General features: G+C 33.9%; 13 protein-coding genes. 5 read left to right on the forward strand and 8 right to left on the reverse strand.

Annotated elements, in window-relative coordinates:
• Nucleotides 1–51: 51 nt before the first annotated feature.
• From Q0856_RS08460 to Q0856_RS08490, 7 genes are all read right to left on the reverse strand, one after another.
• On the reverse strand, nt 52–330 hold the full coding sequence (locus tag Q0856_RS08460) for a F0F1 ATP synthase subunit epsilon (RefSeq protein ID WP_298478977.1): 279 nt from the start codon (nt 328–330) through the stop codon (nt 52–54).
• A 71-nt stretch (nt 331–401) separates the two neighbouring features.
• Nucleotides 402–1,910, reverse strand: a complete 1,509-nt coding sequence (gene atpD / locus Q0856_RS08465) for a F0F1 ATP synthase subunit beta (protein ID WP_298478974.1) — start codon at nt 1,908–1,910, stop codon at nt 402–404.
• A 160-nt stretch (nt 1,911–2,070) separates the two neighbouring features.
• A complete protein-coding gene (locus Q0856_RS08470) occupies nt 2,071–3,732 on the reverse strand; it encodes a G-D-S-L family lipolytic protein (protein WP_298504140.1) in 1,662 nt (553 codons plus the stop codon).
• A gap of 10 nt (nt 3,733–3,742) precedes the next feature.
• Nucleotides 3,743–6,547: a TonB-dependent receptor gene (locus Q0856_RS08475; RefSeq protein ID WP_298504143.1), complete on the reverse strand. Its 2,805-nt coding sequence runs from the start codon at nt 6,545–6,547 to the stop codon at nt 3,743–3,745.
• A gap of 188 nt (nt 6,548–6,735) precedes the next feature.
• Entirely contained in the window at nt 6,736–8,580 is a 1,845-nt protein-coding gene (glmS, locus tag Q0856_RS08480; RefSeq protein ID WP_298478965.1) for a glutamine--fructose-6-phosphate transaminase (isomerizing), read from the reverse strand.
• Between the two features lie 177 nt (nt 8,581–8,757).
• A complete protein-coding gene (locus Q0856_RS08485) occupies nt 8,758–10,611 on the reverse strand; it encodes a DUF4270 domain-containing protein (RefSeq protein ID WP_298504144.1) in 1,854 nt (617 codons plus the stop codon).
• Between the two features lie 5 nt (nt 10,612–10,616).
• Nucleotides 10,617–11,426: a glycogen/starch synthase gene (locus Q0856_RS08490; protein ID WP_298478959.1), complete on the reverse strand. Its 810-nt coding sequence runs from the start codon at nt 11,424–11,426 to the stop codon at nt 10,617–10,619.
• 103 nt (nt 11,427–11,529) lie between these two features.
• Here Q0856_RS08490 and panC point away from each other — a divergent pair, with 103 nt between their 5' ends.
• The 5 genes from panC to radA all read left to right on the forward strand — a co-directional run bounded on the left by panC (nt 11,530) and on the right by radA (nt 16,351).
• Entirely contained in the window at nt 11,530–12,375 is an 846-nt protein-coding gene (gene panC, locus Q0856_RS08495) for a pantoate--beta-alanine ligase (RefSeq protein WP_298504146.1), read from the forward strand.
• A 13-nt stretch (nt 12,376–12,388) separates the two neighbouring features.
• On the forward strand, nt 12,389–12,739 hold the full coding sequence (panD, locus tag Q0856_RS08500; protein WP_298478953.1) for an aspartate 1-decarboxylase: 351 nt from the start codon (nt 12,389–12,391) through the stop codon (nt 12,737–12,739).
• A 2-nt stretch (nt 12,740–12,741) separates the two neighbouring features.
• Complete coding sequence (locus Q0856_RS08505) at nt 12,742–13,704, forward strand: lysylphosphatidylglycerol synthase transmembrane domain-containing protein (RefSeq protein WP_298478950.1); 963 nt, start codon at nt 12,742–12,744, stop codon at nt 13,702–13,704.
• A gap of 30 nt (nt 13,705–13,734) precedes the next feature.
• The gene (locus Q0856_RS08510; protein WP_298478947.1) at nt 13,735–14,877 is read left to right on the forward strand and encodes an alpha/beta hydrolase-fold protein; all 1,143 of its coding nucleotides are present in this window, start codon (nt 13,735–13,737) and stop codon (nt 14,875–14,877) included.
• 112 nt (nt 14,878–14,989) lie between these two features.
• Nucleotides 14,990–16,351: a DNA repair protein RadA gene (gene radA, locus Q0856_RS08515; protein ID WP_298504149.1), complete on the forward strand. Its 1,362-nt coding sequence runs from the start codon at nt 14,990–14,992 to the stop codon at nt 16,349–16,351.
• A gap of 104 nt (nt 16,352–16,455) precedes the next feature.
• Here radA and Q0856_RS08520 read toward each other — a convergent pair whose 3' ends face one another.
• Nucleotides 16,456–17,493, reverse strand: coding sequence for an aldo/keto reductase (locus tag Q0856_RS08520; protein WP_298478941.1), 1,038 nt, complete (start codon nt 17,491–17,493; stop codon nt 16,456–16,458).
• Nucleotides 17,494–17,533 lie beyond the last annotated feature (40 nt).

Raw genomic sequence — 17,533 nt, forward strand, 5'->3', positions numbered from 1 at the left:
AAAAGAGCCATACAAAACTTGTATGGCTCTTTTAAATATTATAGTTGAAGATTAATCCGCTAATACAATAACTTTATTATCCTTCATTTCTATTGTACCACTAATAATTGGCAAAATAGTTCTCCCTTTGTCATCTTTAGAGAATTTACTTTGGTATTCCTCTTGGATAGTTATATTACCATCTACCTTAACATTACCTCCCTGTAATAAAGAAACAATAGGTGCGTGATCTTTTAACATTTCAAACTCTCCATTAATACCTGGAACCGTAACTGAAGTTACTTCTCCGGCAAATAAAGTTGCTTCTGGCGATACAATTTCTAAATACATTTCTTTTTAGTTATTGGTTGATGATTGATAGCATTTTCGACAAACCAAAAACACTATTAACTGTCAACTATTTATGCCTCGGCTAACATTTTCTCTCCAGCTTCAATAGCCTCTTCGATAGTACCTTTAAGGTTAAATGCAGATTCCGGTAGGTGATCTAACTCACCATCCATAATCATATTAAACCCTTTAATAGTTTCTTTAATATCTACTAAAACACCTGGTATACCAGTAAATTGTTCCGCTACATGGAAAGGCTGAGATAAGAAACGTTGTACACGCCTTGCTCTACCTACAGCTAATTTATCTTCTTCAGATAATTCTTCCATACCTAATATGGCAATAATATCTTGTAATTCTTTATAACGCTGTAATAACTCTTTTACTCTTTGAGCACAACCATAATGATCTTTCCCTAAAATCTCAGCTGTTAAGATTCTAGAAGTAGAATCTAATGGATCTACCGCAGGGTAAATTCCTAGCTCGGCAATCTTACGAGATAATACCGTTGTTGCATCTAAGTGAGCAAATGTTGTTGCTGGTGCCGGATCCGTTAAATCATCCGCTGGTACATATACAGCTTGTACAGAAGTAATAGAACCTCTTTTTGTTGAAGTAATACGTTCTTGCATAGCACCCATTTCGGTTGCTAAAGTAGGTTGGTATCCTACCGCAGAAGGCATACGACCTAATAAAGCCGATACCTCTGAACCTGCTTGCGTAAAACGGAAAATATTATCTACAAAGAAAAGTACATCTTTCCCTTGTCCTTCTCCTGCTCCATCACGGAAGTATTCAGCTATTGTTAGTCCTGATAATGCAACACGTGCACGTGCACCAGGTGGCTCATTCATTTGTCCGAATACAAAAGTTGCCTTAGAATCTTTCATTGCAGATTTATCTACTTTAGATAAATCCCATCCACCATCTTCCATAGAGTGTAAAAAGTCATCTCCATATTTAATAATACCAGACTCTAACATCTCACGTAATAAATCGTTTCCTTCACGAGTACGTTCTCCTACTCCTGCAAAAACAGATAAACCACCATGCCCTTTAGCAATATTGTTAATTAATTCTTGAATTAATACAGTTTTACCAACACCGGCTCCACCAAATAAACCAATTTTACCACCTTTTGCATAAGGCTCAATAAGATCTATTACTTTAATTCCAGTAAATAAAACTTCCGTAGAAGTAGATAAATCCTCAAATTTTGGTGCATCTCTGTGAATAGGAAGACCATCATTACCTGCTTTAGGTAAATCTCCTAATCCATCAATTGCATCTCCAATTACATTGAATAAACGTCCGTAAACGTCATCACCTATTGGCATTTGAATGGCACTACCTGTAGCTAGTACTTCTGTACCTCTACTAAGACCATCTGTAGAATCCATAGAAATGGTTCTTACTGTATTCTCACCAACATGAGATTGTACCTCTAAAACTAGTTTAGAATTATCTTTATTAGTGATTTCCAATGAATCGTAAATTTTCGGAAGGTCTGCTCCGGATTGAAATTCTACATCAACCACTGGCCCAATTATTTGGGAAACTTTACCTGTAACTTTAGACATTATCTACGTGTTTATGTTTATTCGGACTTAAAATCCTTCGTTTTTCAGGCTGCAAAGATATGTTTTTCAATCTAAAATGAAAACTACTTTATATTCTTTTTTAAACATAAAAAAAGAGCAATATTTCTATTGCCCTTTTTTATTTCCTATTTATTATTTATTACTGTAGTGTTGGAGAGTAATTAGTTGGGTAATCTCCTACATTAACAAAATTTCCTGATGCCTCAAAATTAGAGCCGTAAGTAGCATCTATAGCTCTCATAAATTCATTTGCAAGTAACGCATACCCCCGTGCCGTTGGATGTACTCCATCAAGAGAAAAAGCACTACCTGTTACTAAGTTAGATGTTAATGTAAATTCTCCACTAGTAATTCCTTCATCTGCCAATTGATTGAGTAATTTGTTAGCGTCTACAAAAGCTAAACCTGCTTGATTGGCAGCTCCTTCAATAATAGCATTAAATGCCACTGTTGCAGTAGCAATTTCTTCTTGCTCGCTTGGCAAAAGAACCCATTTATCTTCTAAAGGTAAAGATATACCCTCAACCGCAAATTGACCAGCTAAAGCTGACGGTAAATTTTGTGATACTAAAAATGCAGCAAAATCCTCATTAATAGTCCCTATAATTGAAGAACTTGGAAGCACCAATAAATCATCTGCATTTGCTTGTCTTGCTTGCCCATAAACTAAACCTAATAAATCAGCTACATTATCAGAAGCTGCAGCTGGTAATCCAAAAGATTGAACAAATAAAGGAAATGTTGGGCTCATTTTTAATACCCCAGCAATTTGAGTAGATAAATTTGTTAAACTTTCATCATTAATCACAACTGCGCTAGCTGCCGTTTCTGAAAAAACAATTTGGCGGTCAGTGGCATTTGGTACACCTTGACTTTCTAAAAAAGTAAACACTTCATTTATCTGACTAAAAATTCCGTTTAATGTTGGAATTAACGGCCCAAAAGAATCATTTGTAGGATCTAATGGATTATATGGTACAGTAGTAAAATGTGGTATACTTGTAACATTTGGGATATTAGCCACAACACCTTTAGTCCCTCCCTCTGTAAGCGAAGCGATTAAAGCGCCATAAGTACCATCGAAACCAAATCCTGGAGCACCAGATACTGGTGTTATAGGATTTGAACCATCACCGCCTGTTGTAGCATATCCTAATATATCATTATTTCCTATCCATAAAGAAAAGAAACTAGGTGATTGCGCCATAGCATCTGCTAAAACTGTAGTTCCAGGGCTAGATGCCATTCTCACAAAAAAGGGATTAGCCAAAGGTGGGTCTAATGATAAACCTTCAATATTTCCATATCCCGGAGCCAAAAGATGAAAACTCTTAGCTCCTGGTACCCCCATATTATTAAAAGGGCCTGAAGGATTGTTTAAAACAATATCCGTAGTCACTGCAACCGGTCCAATTAAAGATTCTAGCCCAACTGGACCTTCCCCTCCAAAAACAAGCCTCGGATTGAAGCCTGGCAATCTATTTCCACCCACTGCAAGACCTCCTAAATTATCGCTAGTTAATGGTTGTATAAAGTTTCCTCCACCAACTAATGCAAATTTTTGAGATAATATATTAGGTAATGAATTTTCCTGAGCAGCTCTAAATAAAGTATTGTCTGTAAAGCCAGCAGTAAAAGAAGCTCCCAAAGCAACATAATTAGAAAAATCTGCAGTACCTGCAGTAAGTTCAGGAAGTTCCGCAACTTCTTCTATAGTATTTAAGTCTACATCTTCTATATCATTACAAGAGACAAAAAAGATTATTACTGAAGCTAAAAGTATATATTTTATATTTTTCATTTGATGTTTCTTATAAGTTATTTATTGTCCATGACACATAATACATAGAGCCTATAAAGCCTGTTCCGACTGCTGTAAAGTATTCATCACCCAAAATATTGGTTCCACCTAGTTTGAAAGTAGATTTAATACTTGGAATAGTATAATTTATTTGTGCATCAAGGTTATGATATTCTGGCACTACCCCTTGAGCAAAAGTTGCTTCCCAAAAATAATCGTCACTAAATTTGTAAGATACATTAAACCCAAAATTCTCAAACAACTCAGCATTCCCAAAAGTAGCTTTGAATTTATGTTCTGGAGTATTAAAGTTCAACATTAAATCTGGATTTGATTCTCTATCGAAATCTAGTTTTGTATATGTGTAATTTCCTCCTAAATCAAAATTACCTAACACCTTCATTGTTAAACCCAAAGATGCTCCATAGGAATTAACATTTGCATCGGAATTCGTATAGGTGCTATAAGGTTGAAAATCTCCATTTGATATAGCCGCAACAGAAAGTGCTCCGTCACCAACCGTTCCATAATATGGTGCAATTACCACTTCTTGAGAAATGAAATCTTTATAACTATTATAATAGGTACTAAAATCTACTATTAATTTATCCATCTTTCCTCTATAACCTATTTCAAATGAGGCTACTTGTTCTGGCTTTACAATATCTGGGTTGGCAATCTCTAAATCTGCAGGATTTCCTGTTTCTCCAAGTTTATTCACAGAACTTAAGGAATAAGAATTATTGTAAGCAACAGCCCCTGTTTGAGTAACGCTTGCTGGCTGCCCTATAAGCTGACCGGCCCCACTTACTGTATAATCTCTTGTATACCTATCAAGGTTATTCGGAGCTGAACCAACTAAAATAGCCCTTCCTGCATCTAAACCTATAAAAAGATCCTGAGTAGTAGGGTTTCTAAATCCTGTTTGAACTGAAGCCCGAATATTATGGTCTCTATTTAATGTTAAACCGGCAGAAATTCTTGGAGAATAGAAACCATCAAAAAATTCTGATTTATCATATCGTACAGAACCAGTCAATTTTAAACTTTTATCACCTGCTAATTCAATCTTTTTTTGAATCTGCGTGTAAATTCCAAACTCAGAATAATTTATCGGCCCATCAAGGTCTGTGTAAATGGTTCCTGAAGAATTTAAACTATACTCTCTAAAAGACCCTCCAAGTTGAATATCTGCAAAATCTATTAGATGACTAAAATTATAATTAGCATCTGCATGATAGTATTTTGAGGCATCTTGAAACTTGGACCCTGTACTAAGATCAGGGTCATTTATACTTTTATTAAATGCTGCTTGAAATTCTGGTGTACCAGGAAGAAAACGACCGGATTCTGCTGTTGCTCTACCTGCTGCATGTGCAGCTTCATCAGTTGCACCTGCTAGAGTAGCCTGAAGATATGCGCCTGTATATTCTCCAAACCATGTATTATCATCTTTCCATGCTCTGTTGATATTGATTCCTGTAAAAACCATATCATAAGAATTCCCCGCTTTATCACCAACTAAATATCCACGGACAAAGAAATTATCATTCCTTATTTCTAGTTTATGCTGTTCTTGAAAAAAGTTATCTATATTATACCTGTTAGTTCCTTGATAAATTGTAGAACCCGTTCCTACTTTACCTACATAAGACAGTTCTAAACTTTTACCTTCAATAGGCCTATAATATAAACCCCAATCGGCTTTAATGCTTTCGGCATTATAATTAGTAAGGTCGTTTTCATTATAACCTGTTCTACTAACTTCTACTGAGGGAATTAAAGCATTTGCCCCTGCTGGTATGCGCCCAAGCCCTTCTAACGTAACGGCTACATCTTTAATATTTGTAGCAACTTCATCTCCATATACATTAACACCATCGTAATTTAAATCGTTTGCTCTTGTTCTTCCTGTAGTGACAAAATTATTTCCATCTTTACCTTCTAAATTATTTGCTGCCCAATCTGTTCCTTGTAAGTATCCAAAATTAACTTTGACCGCAAACTTATCACTAAACTTATGTGCTGCTCTAATACCTAAATCCGTATATGCATTATCACCTGCAGCTTTTTGAGAAGTTATACCTCTTTTTACAGAAGCACTAATACCCTGATAATCAAAAGGGCTTTTACTCCTCATAAATAAAATTCCATTAAAAGCATTTGCTCCGTATAAAGCAGAAGAAGCTCCTGGTAATAATTCTACACTTTGAACATCAGTCTCAATCATTCCCACTAGGTTACCTATTGGAAAGTTTAAAGCTGGTGTTGAATTATCCATACCATCTACCAATTGCATAAAACGTGTGTTAGCAAAACTGGCAAAACCTCTAGTATTTACAGATTTGAAAGTTAAACTATTGGTATTAACATCCACCCCTTTTAAATCTTCCAGGCCGCCATAAAAATCTGTGGAAGCTGTATTTTTAATTTCATTAAGACCAAAACGCTCTACTGTTACTGGCGATTCAAAAATACGTTCTGGCGTTCTTGATGCTGATAAAACAACTTCATCCAAAAATGTTTGCGCTTCATTTAGAGTTACAGTAACGGTCTCATTTTTCGATGTAATTTTTACCAAACCTTCTGTATATCCTAGACTTGTGATTTTTAACTCAAAAGGAGGGTTTTCAGAAGTTTCTAAAACAAAATTACCATCAAAGTCTGCAACGGTACCTATAGATTTCCCAGCTATTACAATATTTGCTCCCGGAATAGGGTTTGCATTTTCATCTGACACTTTTCCTTTAATGACGGTTTGTGCATAGCTACCCATTCCAAAAAAAAGGAAGGATAAAAAGAGTAATTTTCTCATTCTGTTATTAATTAAGTTACTTAGTCACTGACAAGTTACCAATTTTTTTAAATTGACACTAACAAAATCGAATAAATTATGCATGCATAGTAAATTATTTGTAAAATATGAGGCATAAAAATGCTGTATTCACAAAAAAAGGGCTTCAGCAAACGCCAAAGCCCTTTTTTAATTATTTAATATTTAAGTTATTCTACAGTAACTGATTTTGCCAAATTACGTGGTTGATCTACATTACAGTTTCTCATAACTGCAATATGATAAGATAACAACTGTAACGGTATAGTCGTTAATAAAGGTGTAAGGCTTTCCAAAGTCTCCGGAATTTCTATTACATGATCCGCAAGTTCTTTCACCTGCTCATCTCCTTCTGTTACAATAGCAATTATTTTACCTTTTCTTGATTTTATTTCCTGAATATTACTAACCACCTTTTCATAGTGCCCTTTCTTTGTGGCAATTACAAATACCGGCATTTGTTCATCAATTAAAGCTATAGGACCGTGTTTCATTTCTGCCGCCGGATACCCTTCCGCATGAATATAACTTATTTCTTTTAGCTTTAATGCCCCCTCTAAGGCTACAGGGAAATTGTACCCTCTACCTAAGTATAAACAATTTGTCGAATCTTTATACACTTCTGCTACTGTCTCTACTAAATCATTGGAAAGTAATGATTTTTCCACTTTAGCAGGTATAGTCTCTAATTCTGATAAATATTCATGGAACTTCGATTGTGAAAATTCTCCTTTTTCTTTGGCTAATTTTAACGCAATTAAAGTTAATACTGTTATTTGTGTAGTAAATGCTTTTGTTGATGCAACCCCAATCTCCGGACCAGCATGTGTATATGCTCCTGCATCTGATTCTCTAGCTATAGATGACCCTACAACATTACAAACACCAAAAACAAATGCCCCTTTTTCTTTCGCTAATTTAATAGCCGCAAGAGTATCGGCTGTTTCTCCTGATTGAGAAATGGCTATTAATACATCTTTATCCGTTATTACCGGGTTTCTATATCTAAACTCCGATGCGTATTCTACTTCTACAGGGATTCTTGCTAAATCTTCGAAAATATACTCCGCAACTAATCCTGCATGCCATGAAGTTCCACAGGCTACAATTATTATACGATTCGCATTTACAAATTTTTCTATATTTTGATCAATGCCCGCCATACGAATGATACCTTGGTCTGCCAAAAGTCTTCCTCTGTACGTATCCATGATTGCTCTTGGCTGCTCGTAAATTTCTTTTAACATGAAGTGATCGTAACCTCCTTTTTCGATCTCCTCAAGGTTCATTTGTAATTCTAATATATTTGGGTAAGCTATAGCATCATTTTTTATTTTTCGAAGCTTAATTTCTTTGCCTAGTCTTATAATAGCCATCTCTTCATCCTCTAAGTATACCGCATTATTGGTAAACTCAATAAAAGGAGAAGCATCTGAAGCGATAAAAAATTCATTCTCACCAACTCCAATTGCTAATGGGCTTCCCAATTTGGCAACAACAATTTCATCTGGCTTTTTCTTATCAAAAACAGCTATGGCATACGCCCCCACTACTTGATTCAATGCAATCTGAACTGCTTTTCCAAGTTTTACATCTTCTGTTTTCTGAACTTCTTCAATTAAATTAACCAATACTTCTGTATCTGTATCGGATTGAAAAGTATACCCCCTATCTTTTAAAGCTTGCTTTATAGACTCATAATTTTCAATAATCCCATTGTGGATTATTACTAAATCACCAGAATTAGAATAATGCGGATGAGAGTTAACATCATTCGGAACACCATGTGTTGCCCAACGTGTATGACCTATTCCTAAACTACCTGCTTGAGAAATTTCTTTTGCTTTACTCCTTAAATCTTCTACTTTTCCCTTTGTTTTGGAAAGGCTTATATCATTACCATCGAAAAGAGCAATTCCCGCACTATCGTAACCTCTGTACTCTAAACGTTCTAATCCCTTTATTACTATTGGAAATGCGTCTCTATGACCAATATACCCTACTATTCCACACATATTATTAAATTTATTGAAAGGTGTTTCTTATTTATTTTGGCGCAAATCTATAGGATATAAAATAAAAAATAGGAATAAAATAGATATACAACACATTATTCCTACAAATTACTATTTCCCAAGATTAACTATCTTAAAAAACGCAGCTTTACTGTTCTTAGTATTTCGTAAACTTACTTAATTAGCTTCACTATAATGAATCTCTAACTTTAACTTCATATCTTCTGAAGAAGGGTGGTTTGCATATAGTACTGTTCCTAAAGGACTAATTATAGAAGAAATAGGAAGCTCCTGATCAACGGCGTTAACTTTTGCCGTTAAAGCACCTGCTATATTAATATTTGGTGTAGTTGTTAATCCTAAGGTAACATTTGCAGAATCTCGTTGTATTATATTATTAATATGATCAGTAATTCGTATGGAGTACTTATCTCCAGAACTTGATTCTTCTAAAAAACCATCATGATTTAAATACTGTCCAAAAGGAGAATCTGTATCTGGCGAAAATTCATTGAATGCATTATACACCCCTTGATTAGTCTCCGTATTAAACAAATATAACCTCGTCGGTTTTTCTTCGCTTATATTTCCGGATGCCGTTTCATCTACATAAAAAACTAACTTTGCTTCATTGATAATCCAATTATTAGCTTTTATCTCATTAATTATTGATGTACTTATAGCCTGATCTGTACTAAACAAATTAATCTTACCATAAGTTCCTGAACCGCCTTTTATGTAAATTTTTTCCGCTTGCTCAGTAGCCGCTAGAGCATTTGTTATTTCCGTCGGATACTCCTCGTTAACAAAAGTATTTACGGCATTAGCTGTAAAACCACTCCCTATAAAGGAAAAAGTGTAATCTTTTTTTCTTTTCTCATCAGGAGTATCATCTGAAGTATCCGATATAGTGCCATTTGTATTATAAAAAAGGTACTCATAAGTCATCGTAATACTTGCTTTTGACAAATCTAAAAGCATCATTATATCATCCCCAGCATTTAATGACAAATGCAATCCTCTTATATACTCTTTAAAATTAGATTGATTCATCAACTCTGAACTACCCTCCTTATCAATAATATTATTCTGAAAAAAATCAGTATCTAAAGGAATTCGTATTCCAGGACTTAATTTTGCAAATGTTTTAGATTCATCTATATCATCTGTAGAAGCATCATCCTCTTGCGGAATAAGTATTTCTTTATCTTTAACAGTTTCCTGCACGCTTGCTAACTCTTCTAATGCAAAAGAAGAATAATCTATATTAGAGTAGTATTTTTCTACCTCTGTAAAATTAGTTTGTGGATCATAATCTCTTAAATAAAATGTAGACCTTTTTACTGTTAAAGTAAAGGGCACATTTTTATTTCCATAAATACTATCTAAATCTATCTGTCTTGCAAAATTATTTTTTATTATTTCTTCTTTAGGATCCACATCATTTATTCCGTCTGAATCCGCATCAACACTTCCTGAGTCTAAAGGGTCTGTTCCCTGTTGTGTCTCCTGAATATTACTTACCCCATCTAAATCGCTATCATTATCAGGATTTTCTTTATCCGCTTCTTCCAATTCATCTATAACCCCATCATTATCGGTATCCGACGTTAATGAATTAGTTAAATAAGGAATATACAAATACACTTCTGTAACAGTTTCATTTTCATCAATAGTAGTAATTGCAGCATCTGCGTTATCTTTAGAATCTTCGTTATCTTGGCTTAGAATACCAAAAGATGGGTTTTCTGTAGATAACTGAATTTGAGACATTATCTGAGCTTCTGTTTTACCAAAAATAGGGTCAGAAAAATTTCCTAATTGATAAACACTTAACTTATTCGTTTGTACTGCGTCTATATCCGTGTTAAACGCAAAAACATCATATACCTCTGTTCCTGTAGAAAATGGTTGCCCACCGATTACACTATCACCTATAGTAGTTAATTCTTCTTCGCATGAAGACAAAATCAATAAAACAAACAAAGAGCCCACCAAAGCAGGAAACCGCAATCTATGTAATAAATTCATTCAGATTATTTTAAAACTTCTGTGTCATAAAAATTAGCATAAGCTTCTTCAAACTCCTGAAGAGGTACAAATGGTAACACTGGTTTTTCTAGGTTGGATATATGGTTTTGTAAATCTTCTGGAATTTCTTCCGCTGCTAAAATAACCGCATCAGAATAATCTACAGCTACCTTTAACAAATTATTATAATTAGGCTGCTTTAAAAAGCTAATATCTTCTTCTGGTACTCCGTCAAAAGCAATTTTAGAAACCATACCTTCATCTAACTCCCCATCAAAACCTTGTCCATAAACGGATGTAACTATTTTACTATCTGCAAACAATGGTTCATCAGCATAATATTTTTTTAAGTACAATGGTAATAAAGATGCCATCCATCCATGTACATGAATGATATCCGGAGTCCAATTTAATTTTTTAACCGTTTCGACAACACCTTTGGCAAAGAAAATAGCTCTTTGGTCGTTATCTGGAAAAAGATTACCATCTGTATCTGCAAATGTGGCTTTTCTTTTAAAATATTCTTCGTTATCAATAAAATATACCTGTATGCGTTCTTTTGGAATTGAAGCTACTTTGATTATTAATGGCATATCCATATCATTAATTACCAAGTTCATTCCAGAAAGTCTAATTACTTCATGTAATTGGTGTCTTCTTTCGTTAATATTTCCATACCTAGGCATAAAAATTCTAATTTGTCCACCATTGCTGTTAACCATTTTTGGTGTTTCATACGACATTAAGGAAACTTCATTCTGTGGGAGATAAGGGACTAACTCAGAAGAGACAAACAATACCTTTTTACCATTCATATAGTAAATATTTTTATTTTTTTGTGAACGTAGGTGCAAAATTACAAAAATTATAGAGATTACAGGTATTTATAGTAAGTTTGCTGCCTATTAAATTAAACCTATGTTGGTAATTACAACGAATACTGAATTAAATTCCTTCTTGGGAACAATAAAAAAGAAACTTAATTTAGGACTTGTTCCAACTATGGGAGCACTTCACAGCGGTCATATTTCTCTAGTGAAGAAAGCTATAAACGAAAATGATTATGTAGTTGTTAGCATTTTTGTAAACCCAACGCAATTTAACAACAAAGAAGATTTAGAAAAATATCCACAAAATCTAGATGAAGACATAAATCTTTTATATACCGTTTCTGATAAAATTATTATTTACGCCCCTCCGGTTTCAGAAGTGTACCAAAACAAAATAGCCCCGAAAAAATTTAATTTTCAAGGCTTAGACTTGGTTATGGAAGGAGAGTTTAGAGATGATCACTTCGATGGAGTTGGCACCATTGTAGAAATGCTACTAAATCTTATAAAGCCAAATAATGCCTATTTTGGGGAAAAAGATTTTCAGCAATTACAGATAATAAAAAAACTAACCGAAATACAAAATATTCCAGTTAACATAATTGGTTGCCCTATCGTAAGAGAACCTCATGGATTGGCAATGAGCTCTCGGAACGAAAGGCTGCCGTCGCAAATTAGAAAAGAGGCATCTATTATTTATAACACTTTAAAAGCTGCCAAAGAAAAATTTGGCACGAAAAGTGCAAAAGTAATTAAGGAATGGGTTATTAAAACAATTAATGATAATCCTAATTTTAAAGTAGAATATATAGAAATTTCAGATGTGCAAACCTTACAACCTGTAATAAGAAAACAAAAAGGCAAAAAATACAGAGCTTTTATTGCTGCGTATACTGTCGATGTTAGACTTATAGATAATATTGCACTTAATTGATTAATTTTGTCTTATGCAAATAGAAGTTGTTAAATCCAAAATTCACCGTGTTAAAGTAACAGGTGCCGACTTAAATTATATTGGTAGTATTACTATTGATGAAGATTTAATGGACGCCGCTAATATTATTAGAGGTGAAAAAGTACAAATTGTAAACAATAATAATGGAGAGCGTTTAGAAACATACGCAATACCTGGTCCTAGAAAAAGTGGAGAAATTACTTTAAATGGAGCTGCATCTAGAAGAGTTGCTGTTGGTGATGTTTTAATCTTAATTACCTACGCAAGAATGGATATTGAAGAAGCAAAAACATTTAACCCATCTCTGGTTTTTCCCAATGAAGAAAACAATCTCCTAATTTAATTTTGAACAGAAAATTAAAAAAAAATTTAAAAACAATACTTCCAATTGCACTGGGAGTATTTTTAATATGGTATTCATACAATGCCACCTCTCCTGAAGATAGAACCCAAATAATTAAATATATTAAGGAGGCTGACGTATTTTGGGTTGGTCTATCTGTAATTATAGGAATTTTAAGCCATGTTTCTAGAGCCATCCGTTGGAACTACTTATTGGAGCCATTGGGGTATAAACCTAAGCTAACAAACAACGTACTCATAATCTTTTTATCTTATTTTGCCAATGCCCTTATAATTAGGTCTGGTGAAGTATTACGACCAACAGCTTTAGCCACTTATGAGAATGTTCCATTTGAAAAAGGTCTTGGGACTATCGTTACAGAAAGGATTATTGATGTGGTAATGCTACTTTTTCTAATTTTAATAGCTTTCTTACTTCAAACCAAAATTATTCTTGAAATTCTAGAAGAAAATGGTATTGGTTTAGTTGGTTCTATTAGCATTCTTCTTATTGGTATTTTAGGTCTTTTTATTGCTATCAAAATTATTTCAAAATCTAAGTCTTCCGTAGCCCTAAAAATAAAAACCTTTTTAAAAGGAATTCAAGATGGGGTTCTTAGTATTTTTAAAATGAAACATAAATGGGCCTTTATTTTTCATACATTATTTATATGGTCTGCCTATATAGCTATGTTCTGGGTCATAAAATTTACCGTTTTAGAAACTATAGATCTTTCTATTAGTCAAATTTTAGTTGCCTTTATTGCTGGTGCCTTTGCCATGTCGGCCACCAATGGCGGTTTGGGATTATTTCCAATTGTCGTAAGCAAGGTCCTTGTCGTTTTTGGCATAAGCTCCATATCTGGAGATGCATATGGGTGGATAATGTGGATTGCACAAACATTAATGCTTGTAGTCTTTGGAACAATATCTTTTCTTGTATTACCGTTATTAAATCGAAAATAAATACTTTTTCGAAGTACCAAAACCAGTATAATGAAACATTTTTTTGCAATTTTTGCACTTCTACTCTGCGTGGGTGTCAATGCCCAAGTAAAACAAGAAATATTTGAATCTTTTAAACTTCAAGAAAGACGAGATGTTTTGTATTATTTTCCCGAAGATTATGATACTGAAAAAAAATACCCAATTATAGTAGTACTTGATGCAGAGTATTTGTTTGATCAGGTAGTTGCAAATTCTAAATTCTACAGTAGATTTCATGGAATGCCACAAAGTATCATTGTAGGCATAAACCAAAGTGAAAATAGCATTAGATTTGATGACTGTGCTTTTGATCAAGAGAATGGTTTACCAACAGAGAAAGGAAAAAAATTCTTTGAATTTATAGGAATGGAATTAATACCGTACCTAGAAACCAGTTACTCTGCAGCTCCTTTTAAAATGATTGTAGGGTATGATATAACTGCCAATTTTGAAAACTTCTACTTATTCAAAGAAAAATCTTTATTCAATGCCTACGTAAGTATATCGCCAACATTAGCTCCTGAAATGGAATCTAGAATCCCTACTCGTTTAGGCGCTATAGATCAAAAAATATTTTATCAAATTATTGTAGAAGCAGACAAAAGCAAAAACACTACAAAAATTTCTGCCTTAAATAAAGCTCTAAAAACCATAGAAAAAGAATCTCTTCATTATTTTTATGATGAATACCAGAACGCGGATCATATCTCCATTGCTACATATGGTATAGGAAAAGCTTTTGATAATATTTTTGGGATGTTTAAACCCATTAGCACCAAAGAATATAAATCTAAAATACTAACCTCTGAAGACCCAGTTTTCGATTATTTAAAGAACAAATATCAAGGAATTGAAGATTTATTTGGTTTCAAGAAAACTGTAGATTTAAATGACATAATGGCAATATATGCAGGAACACGTAAGAAAGAAGATTTTGAATCTTTAAAACCATTATCTGACTTATGTAAACGTGAATTCCCAAATACAATGCTAGGTTTTTATTTTGAAGGAGAATATTATGAACAAATGGGAGAACCTAAAAAGGCATTACGAACTTTTGAAAAATCTTTTGGAATGGAAGAAATAGACTTCTTAACCAAAGAAATGGCTCTAGAAAAAATTGATGCTTTAAAAGCAGATTTTGGCTACTAAAATAAAAAACAAATTACTTATTAAATGCAGCTTTGAACCTAAAAATTCGGAGCTGCATTTTTTTTTAATTTAAACTTTAAACTACCTTTAGACCTAAACTCTAATTTAGGCAATGGCTAAAACTAAGACTGCATATTTCTGTCAAAATTGTGGTACGCAATATGCAAAGTGGGTAGGACAATGTTCTGCTTGTAAAGAATGGAATACTGTTGTAGAAGAAGTAATTCAAAAAGAAGAAAAAAAAGATTGGAGAACACCTACTAATACTTCTAAAAGAATTGCAAAACCCTTACGGGTAAATGAAATTAGTACAGAAAAAGAAATACGTTTAAATACCTTTAATATAGAATTCAATAGAGTTCTAGGTGGCGGACTTGTTCCTGGGTCACTTGTTCTCATAGGAGGAGAGCCAGGGGTTGGTAAAAGCACTTTGCTTTTGCAAATAGCGCTAAAATTACCTTATAAAACACTATACGTATCTGGCGAAGAAAGTCAGAAACAAATTAAAATGCGCGCAGACCGTATTAACCCTCAAAGCGAAAATTGTCTTATACTAACAGAAACTAAAACTCAAAATATATTCAAGCAAATTGAAGCTACAGAACCAGATATTGTAGTTATAGATTCTATACAAACCTTACATTCCGATTATATTGAATCTGCCGCTGGAAGTATTTCTCAAATTAGAGAATGCACCACAGAACTTATAAAATTTGCTAAGGAAACCAATACCCCTGTTATTCTTATTGGTCATATTACTAAGGATGGTTCTATTGCAGGGCCTAAAATCTTAGAACATATGGTAGATACGGTGCTTCAATTTGAAGGCGACAGAAACTATGTATATCGCATTTTAAGATCTTTAAAAAATCGCTTTGGCTCCACTGCAGAGCTTGGTATTTATGAAATGCAAGGTAGTGGTCTAAGAGAAGTAAACAATCCGTCAGAAATATTAATCTCTAAAAATGATGCTGGCTTAAGCGGTACCGCTATAGCCTCAACAGTAGAAGGTCTACGACCATTAATGATAGAAATTCAGGCTCTTGTAAGTACCGCAGTTTATGGAACACCACAACGTTCTACCACTGGTTATAATGCCAAGAGATTAAACATGCTCCTAGCTGTATTAGAAAAAAGAGCAGGCTTTAGATTGGGAGCAAAAGACGTCTTCTTAAATATTACAGGGGGTATATCTGTAGATGACCCAGCTATTGATTTAGCAGTTATAGCAGCCATTCTTTCTAGCAATGAGGATATTCCTGTGGAAAAAGAGATGTGTTTTGCAGCAGAAGTTGGCTTAGCAGGTGAAATAAGGCCCGTACAACGGGTAGATCAGCGTATTTTGGAGGCCGAAAAATTAGGTTTCACTTCGATATTTGTGTCTAAGAACAACAAAATTACGGTAAAAAAAACAGGAATTAACATCATCCTAGTTGCAAAAATAGAAGATGTAGTTAACCATTTGTTTGGTTAGTTTTTGCTATTAAACATCCTAGCCAAAACCATTAAAACTACTACTACTATTAGTATTAAAGCCAACTGCCATATTCCAACTTTTAGTGCAAACATATTACAAATTTAAGGTGCAGGATTAGGTATTTTATTATGTATTGCTTCAATTTCCTCTAGAATCTCATTAGTTAAAACAACATCAATACTGTCCATATTTTCTTTTAACTGCTCCAAGCTCGTGGCCCCTATAATATTACTAGTTAAAAAAGGTCTTGTATTTACAAAAGCCAAAGCCATTTGGGACAATGACAAATCGTTTTTTTTAGCCAAATTAAAATACGCTTCTGTTGCTTTAGATGCTGTTTCTCCAATATATCTATTATAGTTAGGAAATAATGACAAACGAGAACCTTCTGGTCGTTTTCCTCCAATATATTTACCACTTAAAGCACCAAAACCCAAAGGAGAATACGCTAATAAGCCTATATTCTCTCTCATGGATATTTCGGATAAGCCAACCTCAAATTGCCTATTTAATAAGCTATATGGGTTTTGAATCGTTATTGTTCGCGGTAAATTATGAACTTTATGTTCTTCTAGAAAGCGCATAGTCCCCCACGGCGTTTCATTAGATATACCTATTTGTCTTATTTTCCCTTGATTAATTAAATCTTGAAGCGTTTCAAGAACTTGATGAAAATTATCTTGCCAATGATCTTTTATATCTGGTGTAAATTGTCTTTGTCCAAAGTAATTAGTAGTTCTTTCTGGCCAGTGCAATTGGTATAAATCTAAATAATCTGTTTTTAAACGAGATAAGCTTCCTTCTACAGCTTCTATAATTGCTTCTTTCGCAAAACCATTGGAACGAATAAATTTAGTATAATCCCCATTCCCTGCAATTTTAGTTCCTAATACTATCTTGTCTCTATTACCAGTTTCTTTAAACCAATTTCCAATTATTTTTTCTGTATGCGCATAACGGTCTTTATGTGCTGGCACAGGATACAACTCTGCGGTGTCAAAAAAATTAATGCCCTCCTCTTTGGCATAATTCATTTGATCAAAACCTTCTTTTTCAGTATTTTGCCTACCCCACGTCATGGTTCCTAAGCAAATTTTACTTACTTCTATTTCTGTATTTGGAAGTTTCGTGTATTTCATAATTATAGTATCCTGCTAAATTTTTGAAGCCCCAAATTTA

The sequence above is a fragment of the uncultured Maribacter sp. genome, assembly GCF_947496775.1.
Lineage (GTDB): Bacteria > Bacteroidota > Bacteroidia > Flavobacteriales > Flavobacteriaceae > Maribacter_B.

Bases quoted from the DNA above. Each gene is read 5' to 3' on its own strand.
- panC (WP_298504146.1), top strand. From the start codon at position 11,530: ATGTTGGTAATTACAACGAATACTGAATTAAATTCCTTCTTGGGAACA.
- Q0856_RS08520 (WP_298478941.1), bottom strand. From the start codon at position 17,493: ATGAAATACACGAAACTTCCAAATACAGAAATAGAAGTAAGTAAAATT.
- Q0856_RS08470 (WP_298504140.1), bottom strand. From the start codon at position 3,732: ATGAAAAATATAAAATATATACTTTTAGCTTCAGTAATAATCTTTTTT.
- Q0856_RS08475 (WP_298504143.1), bottom strand. From the start codon at position 6,547: ATGAGAAAATTACTCTTTTTATCCTTCCTTTTTTTTGGAATGGGTAGC.
- Q0856_RS08510 (WP_298478947.1), top strand. From the start codon at position 13,735: ATGAAACATTTTTTTGCAATTTTTGCACTTCTACTCTGCGTGGGTGTC.
- atpD (WP_298478974.1), bottom strand. From the start codon at position 1,910: ATGTCTAAAGTTACAGGTAAAGTTTCCCAAATAATTGGGCCAGTGGTT.
- Q0856_RS08485 (WP_298504144.1), bottom strand. From the start codon at position 10,611: ATGAATTTATTACATAGATTGCGGTTTCCTGCTTTGGTGGGCTCTTTG.
- Q0856_RS08460 (WP_298478977.1), bottom strand. From the start codon at position 330: ATGTATTTAGAAATTGTATCGCCAGAAGCAACTTTATTTGCCGGAGAA.
- panD (WP_298478953.1), top strand. From the start codon at position 12,389: ATGCAAATAGAAGTTGTTAAATCCAAAATTCACCGTGTTAAAGTAACA.
- glmS (WP_298478965.1), bottom strand. From the start codon at position 8,580: ATGTGTGGAATAGTAGGGTATATTGGTCATAGAGACGCATTTCCAATA.
- Q0856_RS08490 (WP_298478959.1), bottom strand. From the start codon at position 11,426: ATGAATGGTAAAAAGGTATTGTTTGTCTCTTCTGAGTTAGTCCCTTAT.
- radA (WP_298504149.1), top strand. From the start codon at position 14,990: ATGGCTAAAACTAAGACTGCATATTTCTGTCAAAATTGTGGTACGCAA.